12 protein-coding genes are annotated in these 13,174 nt (G+C 72.1%); all 12 read right to left on the reverse strand.

Annotated features, from left to right (window positions below):
- Window positions 1–22: 22 nt before the first annotated feature.
- On the reverse strand, window positions 23–1,429 hold the full coding sequence (locus DEU31_RS09430) for an NAD-dependent succinate-semialdehyde dehydrogenase (RefSeq protein WP_133676924.1): 1,407 nt from the start codon (window positions 1,427–1,429) through the stop codon (window positions 23–25).
- A gap of 13 nt (window positions 1,430–1,442) precedes the next feature.
- A complete protein-coding gene (gene doeA / locus DEU31_RS09435; RefSeq protein ID WP_133676925.1) occupies window positions 1,443–2,648 on the reverse strand; it encodes an ectoine hydrolase in 1,206 nt (401 codons plus the stop codon).
- Window positions 2,648–3,907 carry an aspartate aminotransferase family protein gene (locus DEU31_RS09440; protein WP_133676926.1) on the reverse strand — a complete coding sequence of 420 codons (1,260 nt, stop codon included), beginning with the start codon at window positions 3,905–3,907 and terminating at the stop codon, window positions 2,648–2,650. Before DEU31_RS09440 ends, doeA begins: the two co-directional genes overlap by 1 nt.
- Window positions 3,908–4,044: 137 nt before the next feature.
- Entirely contained in the window at window positions 4,045–4,983 is a 939-nt protein-coding gene (locus tag DEU31_RS09445; protein WP_133676927.1) for an SDR family oxidoreductase, read from the reverse strand.
- A 105-nt stretch (window positions 4,984–5,088) separates the two neighbouring features.
- Window positions 5,089–5,988: a carbohydrate ABC transporter permease gene (locus tag DEU31_RS09450; RefSeq protein WP_062950967.1), complete on the reverse strand. Its 900-nt coding sequence runs from the start codon at window positions 5,986–5,988 to the stop codon at window positions 5,089–5,091.
- Window positions 5,985–6,935 (reverse strand): sugar ABC transporter permease, encoded by a 951-nt coding sequence (locus tag DEU31_RS09455; protein ID WP_133676928.1) that lies wholly within the window; start codon window positions 6,933–6,935, stop codon window positions 5,985–5,987. Before DEU31_RS09455 ends, DEU31_RS09450 begins: the two co-directional genes overlap by 4 nt.
- Window positions 6,932–8,326, reverse strand: a complete 1,395-nt coding sequence (locus tag DEU31_RS09460) for an extracellular solute-binding protein (protein ID WP_133676929.1) — start codon at window positions 8,324–8,326, stop codon at window positions 6,932–6,934. Before DEU31_RS09460 ends, DEU31_RS09455 begins: the two co-directional genes overlap by 4 nt.
- Window positions 8,327–8,462: 136 nt before the next feature.
- Window positions 8,463–9,074: a hypothetical protein gene (locus DEU31_RS09465; protein ID WP_010551509.1), complete on the reverse strand. Its 612-nt coding sequence runs from the start codon at window positions 9,072–9,074 to the stop codon at window positions 8,463–8,465.
- On the reverse strand, window positions 9,071–9,487 hold the full coding sequence (locus DEU31_RS09470) for an NUDIX domain-containing protein (protein ID WP_082358564.1): 417 nt from the start codon (window positions 9,485–9,487) through the stop codon (window positions 9,071–9,073). The genes DEU31_RS09465 and DEU31_RS09470 overlap by 4 nt, the downstream gene beginning before the upstream one ends.
- 136 nt (window positions 9,488–9,623) lie before the next feature.
- Window positions 9,624–9,902, reverse strand: coding sequence for a PLDc N-terminal domain-containing protein (locus tag DEU31_RS09475; protein ID WP_010551507.1), 279 nt, complete (start codon window positions 9,900–9,902; stop codon window positions 9,624–9,626).
- Window positions 9,903–9,927: 25 nt separating this feature from the next.
- Complete coding sequence (locus DEU31_RS09480; protein WP_133676930.1) at window positions 9,928–10,800, reverse strand: TM2 domain-containing protein; 873 nt, start codon at window positions 10,798–10,800, stop codon at window positions 9,928–9,930.
- A gap of 146 nt (window positions 10,801–10,946) precedes the next feature.
- Window positions 10,947–13,157, reverse strand: a complete 2,211-nt coding sequence (gene der, locus DEU31_RS09485) for a bifunctional cytidylate kinase/GTPase Der (protein WP_133676931.1) — start codon at window positions 13,155–13,157, stop codon at window positions 10,947–10,949.
- Window positions 13,158–13,174 lie beyond the last annotated feature (17 nt).

Genomic DNA, 13,174 nt, shown 5'->3' on the forward strand with positions numbered 1-13,174 from the left:
GCCCCTTCGCGGTCCCGGTCCCTCAGGCGCGGGCCGGCCCCACCCAGACCTGCTGGGCGTTGACGAACTCCCGGATCCCGTGCGGGCCCAGCTCCCGCCCGTAGCCGGAGCGCTTGATGCCGCCGGAGGGCAGGCGCGGATCGGTCTTGACGATCCCGTTGACGCTCACCTGCCCCGCCTCGATCCGACGCGCCATCGCCTCGCCGCGGGAGGACTCGGTCCAGATGCTCGCACCGAGCCCGTACGGGGTGTCGTTGGCGAGGGAGAGGGCGTGCTCGGCGTCCTCGGCGACCATCACGGAGGCGACCGGGCCGAAGGTCTCCTCGGTGCAGGCGCTCATCCCGGCCTCGACCCCGGTCAGCAGCGTGACGGGATAGTAGAAGCCCTCCCCCGTCGGCATCTCGCCTCCCAGGACGAGCTCCGCCCCCGCCTCGACGGAGGTGGTGACCTGGCGGTGGAGGTTCTCCCGCAGCTCGGCGCGGGCGATCGGACCCACCTGCGTGGTCTCCTCGCGCGGGTCGCCGACGACGAGCGCCGCGAGCTGCGCGGCGAGCAGCTCGACGAAGCGGTCGTGGACGGGCCGCTCGACGATGACCCGCTTCGCGGCGATGCAGGACTGGCCGGCGTTGATGATGCGGGAGAGCGCGGCGACCCGCGCGGCCTCCTCGAGGTCCGCGTCCGCCAGGACGAGGCAAGGGTCCGAGCCGCCGAGCTCGAGCACGGCGGGCTTGATCTCGCTCGCCGCGATCGAGGCGACGACGGCGCCTGCCCGGTCAGAGCCGGTGAAGGACACCGCCTGGATGCGCGGGTCGCGGATCACCTGCTCGACGTCGGCGGTCGCGGCGTGGAGCGTCTGGAACACTCCCTCCGGGGCGCCGACGGCGCGGAACGCCTCCTCGATCGCGGCCGCACAGCCGGGGACGTGGGGATCATGCTTCATCACCGCCGTGTTCCCGGCCATGATCGCCGGGGCGGCGAAGCGGAAGGCGAGCCAGAACGGGGCGTTCCACGGCAGCACCCCCAGCACGGTCCCCAGCGGCAGGTGCTGGACGTAGGAGGAGCTCGCATCGGAGGCGATGTGCTCGTCGGCGAGATAGTCGGCGCCGTGGGCGGCGTAGTGCTCGGCCGCCCATGCCGCCTTGGCCACCTCGCCGCGGGCCTCGCCGATCGGCTTGCCCATCTCCTCGGTCATCAGCGGCGCGAGCTCCTCGACGTGCTCGCGCAGGTGGGCGGCGACGGCCTCCAGTAGCGCGGCCCGCTCCTCGAAGGAGGTCTCGCGCCAGGCGAGGAAGGAGCTGCGGGCGCGGTCGAGGACGGCGTCGATCTGTGCGGGCGTGGCGGCGGGCACCTCCCGGACGACGGCGCCGGTCGAGGGGTCGACGGCGGTGAGCGCCGTCCGGGGCGAGGCCTGTGTGCTCTGCGTGGTCATGGTGCTGCTCCTCTCAGGGGCGGGGCGTGCCGGCCGCGGCCGGGAAGGATCGGGCGGAGCTCTCGTGGACGGTGAAGTCCTCCGGGAGCGTGAGGAAGGAGGCGCAGCCGTCGGCGGTGATCCGGACGGTGTCGGAGATCCCGACGGTCTTGTCCCCGTCGACGCCCCACATCCAGGGGATGAGGTGGAAGGTCATCCCCTCCTCGAGCGGCCGCTCGTCGCCCTCGAGGAGGGAGAGGATGTACCCCTCGTCCCAGGAAGGCGGGAAGGCGATGCCGATCGAGTAGCCGGCGCGGGTGGCGAGGCTCGCGCCGACGTCGTTGCTCTCGATCATCCGTCGGGTCAACCGGTCCACCTCGGAGACCGTCACCCCCGGCCTCATCAGCGAGCGCAGCTCCGCCAGGGTGTGCTTCATGAGGTCCTGCGCGGAGCGCATCGAGTCCGAGAGCGCGCCGTTGACGACGGTGCGCATCATCGCGGCGTGATAGCGGCGGTAGCAGCCGCCCACCTCGAGGAAGACGTGCTCCCCGGGGCGGATCATGCGCCCCTCCCAGGTGGAGTGGCCGATCATCGAGCGGGGGCCGGAGGCGACATAGGGCATCACCGCCGGGAACTCCCCGCCCGCGCGGAACATCGCCGAGCTGATCGCGGCGGCGACCTCGTTCTCGGTCGCGCCCGACATGGCGGTGTGCAGGCCGGCGGCCATGCCGGCCTCCCCCGCGTAGGCGGCCAGCTGCATCACCTCGATCTCTGCCGGGGACTTGCGGATCCGCCCCTCCTCGACGATCCCGAAGCAGTCCACGAGGCCCTCGCCGAAGGCGTCGTGGAAGCGGTCCTGCTGGTGGGCGGGGAAGTAGTAGCTGTTGCGCTCGTAGCCCACCCGGGAGTCCGCCAGGCGCAGGTCCCGCAGAGTGGAGACCAGCTCGAGGATCGCGTCGCCCGAGTCGGGATAGGCGCGGGAGTGCTCGAGCCAGGTGCGGGAGACGACGTTGGACTCCTCGAGCGCGCGCGTGATCATCACCGGCTCCGCCTCCAGCGGCACGATCAGGGCCTGGAAGAAGGAGTACCCGGTGGTCTGATGGTCGGTGAGGTACATCAGGTTCTCGGGGTCGCTGATGATCACCGCGTTCAGCTCCCGCGTCGCCATCCGCTCCCGGAGCTCCCGGATCCTGCGCTCGTACTCCTCGGGGGCGAAGGTCATGTCCCCGCGGCGGCGCATCACGCCTCCTCCAGCACGGCGGCGATCGCCGTCTCGAGGATGTCCAGGCCCTCGGCGAGGTCGTCCGGCTCGATGATCAGCGGCGGGATCAGCTTGATCACCCGGCCGCCGCTGCCGCAGGGGCCGAACAGCAGACCGCGGTCGAAGCACTCCCGCTGCAGGCGCGCGTTCAGGGCCCCGTCGCCGGTGTCCAGGGCCTGCATCATGCCGCGTCCGCGCACCTCCCAGCCGCGGTCCGGATGGGCGTCGGCGATCGTGTGGAGGCGGGCGCGCATCTGCTCGCCCTTCTCGAGGACCCCCTCGAGGAAGGCGTCGTCGGTGAAGAAGTCCAGCGCCACCGTCCCGGCGACGAAGGAGAGGCCCTGGCCGCGGAAGGTGCCGGTGTGGGCGCCGGGGCTCCAGTGACGGTCCACCTCGGGCTTGTTGAGGTTCATCGCGATCGGGGTGCCGAATCCGCCCAGGCCCTTGGCGAGCGTGATGATGTCGGGGTCCAGCCCCATCCCGTCGAAGGAGAAGTAGCTGCCGGTGCGGCCGATCCCCGCCTGGATGTCGTCGATGATCAGCAGCGCCCCGTGCTCGCGCGCGAGGTCCTGGACCTGGTGGAGCCATTCGCGGCTCGCGACGTTCACCCCGCCCTCGGCCTGCACGACCTCGACGAGGAAGGCGGCCGGCGGCAGCAGTCCGCTCGAGGGGTCCTTCAGCGCCGCGGCGTACTCGACCAGCGCCATGTCCCCGCCGGGCGCGGTCTCGAAGGGCAGGCGCAGGATGTTCTCCAGCGGCACCCCGGCCCAGCGGCGGAAGGCGTCGTTCGCGGTCGCGGCGAGGGAGCCCAGGGTCATGCCGTGGAAGCCGTGGCTGAAGGCGACGATCTCGCGCCGGCCGGTGGCGGCGCGGGCGAGCTTCATCGCGGCCTCCACGGCGTTCGAGCCCGTCGGCCCCATGAACTGCAGGCGGTGGTCCATGCCGCGGGGCGCGAGGACCACCTCGTGGAAGCGCTCGACGAAGTCGCGCTTGGTGGTGGTGTAGGTGTCGAGCGAGTGCGCGACCCCGTCGGCCTCGAGGAACTCGATCAGCGCCTTCTTCATCGCGGGATGGTTGTGGCCGAAGTTCAGCACCCCGGCCCCGGCGAAGAAGTCGATGTAGCTGCGGCCTTCCTCGTCGACCTGGCGCGCGCCGGAGGCGGAGGCGAAGACTGTCGGGTAGTTGCGGCAGTAGCCGCGGATCTCGGATTCGTGGTTCTCGAATACGGCGGTGTCCATGGGAGACCTCTTCCTGCCCAGGAGGCGATCCGATCTCCGTGCCCGGGCGAGAGCTGAGATCGCCTCTCATGTCCTGTGCGGCCCGGTGTGATGACCCTCACAGGCATAGAGGCTCCCCGTCAAGCGCGGCGCGCCGCTCAGAACACGGGGCGGCCTCCGGTGACCCCGAGCACGGTGCCGGAGACGTAGCTCGCCTCCTCGGGGCTGGCCAGGAACACGTACGCCCCTGCGCACTCGGCGGGCTGCCCTGCACGGCCCAGGGGCGTGTTCGCCCCGAAGGCGACGTAGTCGTCCGGCACGCGCGTCGCGACGTTCAGCGGGGTCCAGATCGGGCCCGGTGCCACGGCGTTGACGCGGATGCCGCGGGGGCCGAGATCCGCAGCGAGGTTGACGGTCAGGTTGTTGATCGCGGCCTTGGTCGCGGCGTAGTCCATGAGCGGCACGGAGGGGTCGTAGCTCTGGATCGAGGAGGAGTTGATGACGCTCGCTCCGGGTCGGAGGTGCGGGGCCGCCTCCTGGGTGAGCCAGAACAGCACCTCGAGGTTCGTGGTGAGGGTGCGGTGCAGCCGTTCGGAGGCAATCCCCTCCAGGCCCTTCGGCTCGGCCCGGCCCCACTGGAAGGCCGCGTTGTTCACGAGCACGTCGAGACGGCCGAGCTCCTCGACAGTTCGACGAACGATGGAGCGCGCATGCTCCTCGTCGCGGAGATCGCCGGGCAGCAGCAGGGCACGGCGTCCGGCGTCCTCGATCCACCGCCGGGTCTCCTCCGCGTCCTCCTGCTCCTCGGGGAGGTAAGCGATCGCCACGTCGGCGCCCTCGCGGGCGTAGGCGATCGCGACGGCCCGGCCGATGCCCGAATCACCCCCGGTGATCAGGGCGGCCATCCCCTCGAGTCGTGCGTGTCCGACGTAGCTGCGCTCGCCGTGATCGGGCACGGGGCTCATCGGCCCTGTCAGTCCGGGCGGCTCCTGGTCCTGCGGGGAGAAGGCCGGCTCGCCTCCGGAGGTCGAGAGCTGCTCGGCGCGCTCAGCCACTCGGGAGTGCACGCGGTCATGGCGCGGGTCCTGATCGGTCACGGGAGCCTCCTGGGTCGGTGGGACGAATGCGGGACGTCCACGCTACCCACCACCGGCCCGGTCCGCCGAGGACCGAACGCCCGGTCGGTCCCGGACCGGGCCGGTTCAGCCCTTCACACCGCCCGCGGCGGCGAAGCCCTGGCCGAGGTTGCGGCCCAGGAACAGGTACAGCACCACCACCGGCAACGAGTAGAAGATCGAGAACGCGGCGAGCTGGCCGTAGGCGACCTGCCCGTACTGGGAGGAGAAGGTGTACAGCGTCACCGCGGCGGGGAGCTTGTCCGGGCTCAGCAGCAGCATGAAGGGGACGAAGAAGTTCCCCCACATCGAGACGAAGGTGAAGATCGTCGCCACCGACAGTCCCGAGCGCATCAGCGGCAGCACCACCGACCACAGGGTGCGCAGCACCCCCGCCCCCTCGGTCCACGCGGACTCCTCGATCTCCAGCGGCACCCCGTCCATGAACCCCTTGGTGAGGAAGATGGCGTAGGGCAGGGAGCTCGCCCCGAGGAACAGGATCGCCCCGCCCATCGAGTCGATGAGGTTGACCTGCACGAACATCGAGTAGACCGGGATCATGATCGCGGTGATCGGCAGCCCGGTCGAGAAGATGATCGTCAGCAGCAGCGGCCGCTTGGCACGGAAGCGGTAGCGGGAGAGCGGATAGGCGCACAGCACCGCGGAGACCATGGTGAGGATCGTCGCGCCGCCGCACAGGATCAGCGAGTTCCCCAGCGGCCGGAAGGTCGTCTCCTCGTTCCAGATCGCCGCGTAGTTGTCCAGGCTCCAGCGCTGCGGCCAGGCCACCGACAGCGAGGCCTCGGTGTCGAAGGAGGCCAGCACCACCCACAGCAGCGGCACCAGGAACGCGATGCCGATCGCGGCCATGACGAGGTTGCTGGCGAGCTTCGTGCCGGCGGCGCGGGAGCGTCCCTTCCGGGGGGCGGGACGAGCGGCCGACGCGCCGTCCGCCGGGGCCGTCGTGGTCGTGGGAGCGGCGGTCATCGCTTGTCCTCCTCGGGCAGCAGGCGCAGGTAGGCGATCGAGGCCAGCGCCCCGATCAGCAGGAGCAGCAGCGCGACGGCGGTGCCGTAGCCGAGCTGCCCGTAGGAGAACGCCTGCTCGTACATGTACAGCGGCAGGGTCTGGCTCTGCCGGGCGGGGCCGCCGCCGGTCATGATGAAGATCAGTCCGAAGACGGACAGGGTCTGCAGGGTGGTCAGCATCAGGTTCGTCGCGATCGCGGGCCGCAGCAGCGGCACGGTCACCGAGACGAAGCGGCGCACGGGCCCGGCGCCGTCCAGCGCCGCGGACTCGTACACGTCCCCGGGCACGGAGCTCAGCGCCGCGGAGTAGACCAGCATCGAGAACGCCGCGCCGCGCCAGATGTTCGCGAAGGAGACCGCGATGATCGGGGCGCTGAACAGCAGGTCCTGCCCGGGCAGACCGATCGCGGTGAGCATGGCGTTGAGGCTGCCGGCGTCGGCGAAGAAGGTGTAGAGCAGGTAGCCGGCGACCACCTCGGGCAGGATCCAGGCGGCGATCACGATCGAGGTGACCGCGAAGGTGACCAGGCGGTGCGAGCGCTCCATCAGCAGGGCCAGGCCCATGCCGAGCAGGTTCTGGCCCAGCACCGCGGAGACCAGCGTGAACACCAGCGTGAGGACGACCGAGTTCCAGAAGTCGCCGTCGGCGAAGGCGTCGGTGAAGTTCTGGACGCCGACGAAGCTCGTGTCGGAGGCGCCGTCGCCGCGGATCGCGCTGTCGGTGAAGGCGAGGTAGAGCGAGTACAGGATCGGGCCGAGCATGAAGCCGAGCAGCAGCAGCGCGGCCGGGAGCATCGGCACGGCGCGCATCGGCGAGAGCCCGTCCCCGAGCCGGGTGCGTCGGCCCCCGCGGCGCGGGGCGCCGGCCCCTGCGGCGGGGCGGGTGGTGGTGTCGGTCGCGGTCATCCCTGGGCCTCCTGCACGTTCTCGGGGCCGACGATGTCGCGCACCGTCGCGTCGTAGGCGGCGGCCGCCGCCTCGGGATCGCTCCCGGTGAGCACGGCCTCCATCGCTTCCTGGAGCGCGGAGGAGACCTCCGGATAGGCGGGCAGCGCCGGCCGGTAGTAAGCGGTGTCCAACAGGTTCGTGAAGTACTCGACCGCCGGGGAGTAGCTGAGGTACTCCTCCACCTCGGCGACGTCGTTGCGGACGGTGATGTGGTTGTCCGCGATCGCGTAGTCCACGAGGGTCTCGGTGGAGACCAGCGTCTCGAGGAAGCGGAAGGCCGTCTCGCGGTCGGTGACGTACTGCGGGATGGACAGGCCCCAGCCGCCGGCGAGGGTGACGGTGCCGGTGCCGCCGCCGTCCTGGGTGGGCATGTCCGCGAGCCCCACCACCTCGGGCCATTCGGGCCAGGGCCGGCCGGCGGTCTCGGTCCAGTTCTGCGAGATCCAGGAGCCGTCGATCAGCATGCCGAGCTTCGCGTCGGGCAGCAGGGAGGTGTAGATCTGCTCGGAGATGTTGGGGTCCAGCAGCTGGCCGAGGGAGGCGGTCAGCTCCTCGTCCACGACGGTCTTGAGGAAGGCGAGGGAGTCGATGAACCCCTGCGAGCCCAGCACCCACTTCTTCGTGTCCTCGTCGTACAGGCCGGTGCCGTCGCCCGTGCCGTACAGCAGCATCTCGAAGCCCTGCATCGAGGCCTTCTCGCCCTGCGGGGTGCCGGCGAACATGAAGAACGGGATCGCCTCGGAGCCCGAGTCCTTGATCGCGCGGGCCGCCTCGAGGATGTCCTCCCAGGAGGTGGGCTGCCAGTCGGCGGGCAGGCCCGCCTGCTCGAACACCTCGCGGTGGAACCAGATCGCACGGGTGTCGGTGGTGATCGGCACCCCGTAGACCTCCCCGTCCTCGCCGGTGACGGCCAGCTTGGACGCCTCGGCGATGTCGTCCCAGTGGTCCCAGCCCTCGACCAGGTCGGTCATGGGCTGGAGGTATCCGGCCCCGACGTCGGACAGGAGGATGAAGGAGTCCTCGTAGACGAGGTCCGGGCTGGTCCTCGGGGAGCTCATCAGCAGCTCGTTCTTGGTGAAGTAGTCGTTCTCCGAGGCGACGATCGGCACCAGGTCGATCACCAGCTCCGGGTTCTGCGCGGAGAACGTCTCCGCGGCGCGCTCGATCCACTCCTGCTTGATCGTGTTGGAGCCGAACTGCTGGAAGGCGATGCGCAGGGTGCCCGCGTCACGCCCTCCTCCGGAGCAGCCGGCCAGCGAGGCCAGCGGCAGCAGGGCGGCGGCACCCGCGGTGAAGCGCAGGAAGGACCGGCGGTCGGTGCCTGTCCGTGGGGAAGGGGTCGGGGCCACGAAGACCTCCTCGTCGACGTCTCTCAGGCCCTGAGAGTAGCGGGTGAGACCCGTCACGCCGGGAAGACGGTGCGCCCCGGCGCGTCGCACGTCCTGCGTCCTCCCCTCCCCTGTCCCGTCCTCCCCGGCGGTGCCCTCAGCCGCGGGCGCGGCCGACGCCCTGCGCGCGCTCCGCGTCGGCGTAGCGCATCCCGGCCGGGACCTGTGCGAGCTCGAACCAGGACGCGGCGCGCGGGAGGAGGCGCACGTCCTGCCAGGGGATCTCGAAGTCGGGCGCCTGCCAGAGGGTCAGCGCGATCTCCGCGCGGCGTCCGGCGGCGACCAGCAGCAGCCGTCGCAGGCGGGAGAGCGGATGGGGGTCGGCGCGGGCCGCCTCGGGGATCGCGACCGCTCCGCCGAGGTCGAGCGGCCACACCGTCTCGCCCCAGTGCAGCTCCGCCCGCTCGGGGGTGCCGGCGATGACGGCCGGCGGGCGCAGGTCCGCGGCGGCGACCGGGACGGGCGCGAGGGGCTCGCCCCGCCGCAGCACCTCGTGCTGCACCCAGGCGCCGGGCAGCAGGAGCTTCTCGCCCACGTGGACGTCGACCAGCAGCGCCTCGGCGAAGGGGCGCAGCGCCTCGCTGAGCCGTCCAGCGCGGGCGAGGTCCCGGCGCGGTGCGGCGATCACCCGCACCACGGCGTGGTCTCCCGGCCGGTCGGTCAGCGGGATACGCACGCGCGTGCCGGGGAGGGGGTTGCCCGTGCTCATCGGCGGAACCTCGCCTCGGCCCGGTCCTCGAGGGCGAGGGCGAGCTGCTCGCGGAAGCGGTCGTTCATCGGCGGCAGGTCCTCGACGGGGCACCAGAGCGCCTCGGTGTTCTCCCCGTCGGCCGGGAAGGGCCGCTGGGAGTCGTCGGCCTCGCACAGGAAGCAGATGTCGAGGTACTGGGCGCGGTCCCCGTTGGGGTAGGTGATCTCCGGCAGGGCGCGCATGTCCAGCAGGCGCAGGGCGGTGCACGCGATGCCCGCCTCCTCGGCGACCTCGCGCTCGGCGGCGCGGGCGGGCTCCTCCCCCGGGTCGACGATCCCGGTGACCGGGGTCCAGCGGCCGTCGTCGGCGCGGCGCACCACGAGCAGGCGGGTGCGTGCGGGGTTCAGGACGACGGCCGTGACGCCCGGCATCCACAGCAGCTCGTTGCCGATCCTCTCGCGCAGCGAGAGGACGAAGTCCGGGGTGGCGATGATGCTCCTCCTGGAAGGGGTCGGCGGGGTGCGGCCGCGGCGCGGCGGACGACGACGGCGGGGACGGTTCCCGGGTTCAGCCGGTGCTCGCGGCGATCCCGAAGATCCCCAGGATCGCGATGCCGAACACGAAGTAGGCGAGGATCCCGAGGATCACGAGCCCCACGATCACGCAGAAGACGATCCAGCCCACCTTGTTCATGGTGCGCGCGGAGCGGGGGTCGGACTCCATCTGCACCAGGGCGATGATCCCGAAGATCGTGGGGATCCACCCTCCGCACAGGAAGCCGAGCACGATCAGCAGGATCGCACTGGTCTGGATCGAGCCGCGATCGGGAGCGGGCGGGAGCGTCATGGGCGTCCTTCCGGGACGGGTGGGATCAGTCCCTCAGCGGGCGGCCATGGGCGTCCCGCTCGAAGGAGGGGGACTTGGCGAGGACCATGATGCCCTCGACGAGACCCCAGATGGTCGTGATCGGGGACAGCGTGAAGCAGCTGAGCACGGTGACCAGGACCTGCACCAGGCCGATGGCGGTGTACCCCATGAGGAAGCGGTGCACGCCGAAGGCGCCGAAGAAGATCCCCAGGACCCCGACGAGCACGCGGCTCTGCGCCTCGCCCTGCACGGGCGCCGCACCCGGCTGGGCGGCGTGGGCGGCGCCCTGCGCGCCGTCCTGAGGGAAGCCCTGGGCGCCCGCGGGGGCGCCATAGGGAGTGCCCGGTCCGTACGGGGAGGCCTGGCCGTAGGGGTCGGAGCCGGGCGCCTGGCCGTAGGGATCGGCGGCGGATCCCGTCGCGGGCGACCACCGCTCCTCGCCGGAGGCGTCGGCGTGGGGATCGGAGGCCGACGCCCCGGAGGCGGGGCCGTAGGGCGACGGCTGGCCGTAGGGCGAGGCCTGGCCGTACGGGGAGGCCTGGCCGTAGGGCGAGGCCTGGCCGTAGGGCGAGGCCTGGCCGTAGGGCGAGGCGTCGCCGGAGCCGCCCGGCTGGCCGTACGGATCCTGCTGGCCGTGGGCCTCCTGTGCGGCGGCCTGCCCGAACGAGTCCTGCCCCGCGGGGGCGGCGAAGGGGTCCTGCGCGCCCTGTGCCGGCGCGGGCTGCTCCGCCGGGGGCTGCGCCCACGGATCCTGGCCGCCGCTCGGCGCGGCGTAGGGGTCCTGGCCTGCGCCGGGCGCCTGCTGCCCGGAGGGGTCCTGCGGGGCGAAGGGGTCGTGCTGCGGGGTCCAGGAGCCGTCGTCACCGGTGTTGCTCATGGGCGCCACGATACGTGCCGCCGGCGGTGCCCTGCATCTCGGCGCGCTGGGCCCCCGGGGCACTCGGCGCAGACCCCCTCGACGACAGCGCCCCGTCCCCGCCGCAGCGGGAACGGGGCGTCGACGGCGCCGCTCGACGGGGCCGCTCAGCGGCGGCGCTTCTCGCGGATCCGCACGCCGATGACGATCGGGGAGCCGGTGAACTCGAAGTCCTCCCGCAGCCGTCGCTCGATGAAGCGGCGGTAGCCGTGCTCGAGGAAGCCGCTGGCGAAGACCACGAACCGCGGCGGACGGGTGCGGGCCTGCGTCGCGAAGAGGATCCGGGACTGCTTCCCTCCGCGCAGTGGATGGGGGTGCGCGGCGACGAGCTGGCCCAGGAAGGCGTTGAGCCGGCCCGTCGGGATGCGGCGGTCCCAGGACTCGAGCGCCTTCTCGAGCGCCGGCACGAGCTTCTCGGAGTGGCGGCCGGTGGCTGCGGAGATGTTCACGCGAGGTGCCCAGGCGACGTGGCCGAGGTCCCGCTCGATCTCCCGCTCCAGCGCCTTGTGCCGCTCCTCGTCCAGCAGGTCCCACTTGTTGAAGGCGAGCACGAGGGCGCGCCCGGACTCCAGGACCATGTCGATGATCTTGAGGTCCTGGGTGGAGATCGGCTCGTTGGCCTCCAGCAGCACGACGGCGACCTCGGCGCGGTCCAGCGCCGCGTGCGTGCGCAGCGAGGCGTAGTAGTCCGCGCCCTGGGACTGCGCGATGCGGCGGCGGATCCCCGCGGTGTCCACGAAGGTCCACTCCTTGCCGCCGAGGACGATCTTCTCGTCCACGGGGTCGCGGGTGGTGCCGGCGAGGTCGTCGACGACGACGCGCTGCTCCTTCGCGAGCCGGTTCAGCAGCGAGGACTTGCCGACGTTGGGGCGGCCGACGAGGGCCACGCGCCGCGGGCCGTGGTCGACCGGCGCTCCCCGGCCCTCCTCCGGCATGGCGGCGACGACCGCGTCCAGCAGGTCGCCGGAGCCGCGGCCGTGCAGGGCGGAGACCGGGTAGGGCTCGCCGAGGCCGAGGTTCCACAGCGCCGCGGCCTCGAGCTCGCCGCGCTGGTCGTCGACCTTGTTGGCGACCAGCACCAGCGGCACCCGCGCCTTGCGCAGCACTTTCAGCAGCTGCTCGTCGGTGGTGGTGATGCCGACGTTCGCATCGACGACGAACATGACCACGTCCGCGAGGGAGACGGCGACCTCGGCCTGCTCCGCGACGCGATAGGCGATGCCCTGGACCCTGTCCTCCCAGCCGCCGGTGTCCACGAGCCAGAAGTCCTTGCCGGACCACTCCGCCTCGTAGAAGACGCGGTCGCGGGTCACGCCGGGACGGTCCTCGACGACGGCCTCTCGGCGGCCGAGGATGCGGTTGACCAGTGTGGATTTGCCGACGTTGGGGCGGCCGACCACGGCGACGACGGGCAGGTTCCGCCGCGCCTCGGGCTGCAGCTGCGCCTCCTCGCCGCCGCCGAGCAGGGCGAGGTCCTCCTCGTCGAGCTCGTAGTCGGACAGGCCCGCGCGCAGCGCCGCCTCGATGTCCTCGTCGCTCGGGCCGTCGGCCCCTGCCTCGACCACGACGGGGGCGGGTTCGGCCGGGCCGTGCTCGGCGGTCTCGTCGGCGGCCTCCGCGGCCGCGACCAGCATCAGCACCTTCTCGACGACGTCCTCGATGCCGAGGCCGGTGGTGTCGATCTGCTCGACGCCCTCGGCGGCGGTGAGGAACTCGGAGACGGAGGAGTCGTCGCGGTCGCGGCGCAGCACCTGGTCGGCCATGCGCTCGCGCGTCTCCTCGGTGTCCTCGAGGCCGAGCTCCGCGGCGCGGCGGCGCATCCGCTCCTCGTCCGAGGCGGTCAGCAGCACCCGCACCCGGGCGTCGGGGGCGACGACGGTGGTGGTGTCACGGCCCTCGGCGACGCAGAAGCCGCGCTCGGCGGCGGTGGAGAAGAGCACCTCGCGCTGGCGGCGCTGGAGGATCGGGCGCACCAGGGTGTTGGTCGCGACGGCCGAGACCTGCTGGGAGATGCGCTGCTCGCGGATCGCGGCGGTGATGTCGGTGCCGGCGACGACCACGGTGGCCCCGGCCGGGTCGGTGCCGAGGTCGAGGTCGATCCCCTCGGCGACGCGGGCGACGGCCTCGCGGTCGGTGAGGTCGACGCCGTCCTCGAGGCAGGCCCAGGCGATCGCCCGGTACATCGCGCCGGTGTCGAGGAAGCCTCCGTCCAGCGCCTCGGCGACGAGGCGGGAGACGGTCGACTTCCCGGAGCCGGCCGGGCCGTCGATCGCGATGGTGATGCCCTCGGCGGGGTCGTGCGGCGCGCTGGTGTGCATTCCAGAAGGATACGGGG

Origin of the sequence: Brachybacterium sp. AG952, from assembly GCF_004362645.1 — a bacterium.
Classification (GTDB): domain Bacteria; phylum Actinomycetota; class Actinomycetes; order Actinomycetales; family Dermabacteraceae; genus Brachybacterium; species Brachybacterium conglomeratum.

Coding starts and splice junctions, on each gene's coding strand:
- DEU31_RS09430 (WP_133676924.1), bottom strand. CDS start 1,429: ATGACCACGCAGAGCACACAGGCCTCGCCCCGGACGGCGCTCACCGCC.
- DEU31_RS09480 (WP_133676930.1), bottom strand. CDS start 10,800: ATGAGCAACACCGGTGACGACGGCTCCTGGACCCCGCAGCACGACCCC.
- DEU31_RS09450 (WP_062950967.1), bottom strand. CDS start 5,988: ATGACCGCCGCTCCCACGACCACGACGGCCCCGGCGGACGGCGCGTCG.
- DEU31_RS09470 (WP_082358564.1), bottom strand. CDS start 9,487: ATGCCGGGCGTCACGGCCGTCGTCCTGAACCCCGCACGCACCCGCCTG.
- der (WP_133676931.1), bottom strand. CDS start 13,157: ATGCACACCAGCGCGCCGCACGACCCCGCCGAGGGCATCACCATCGCG.
- DEU31_RS09465 (WP_010551509.1), bottom strand. CDS start 9,074: ATGAGCACGGGCAACCCCCTCCCCGGCACGCGCGTGCGTATCCCGCTG.
- doeA (WP_133676925.1), bottom strand. CDS start 2,648: ATGCGCCGCCGCGGGGACATGACCTTCGCCCCCGAGGAGTACGAGCGC.
- DEU31_RS09475 (WP_010551507.1), bottom strand. CDS start 9,902: ATGACGCTCCCGCCCGCTCCCGATCGCGGCTCGATCCAGACCAGTGCG.
- DEU31_RS09455 (WP_133676928.1), bottom strand. CDS start 6,935: ATGACCGCGACCGACACCACCACCCGCCCCGCCGCAGGGGCCGGCGCC.
- DEU31_RS09440 (WP_133676926.1), bottom strand. CDS start 3,907: ATGGACACCGCCGTATTCGAGAACCACGAATCCGAGATCCGCGGCTAC.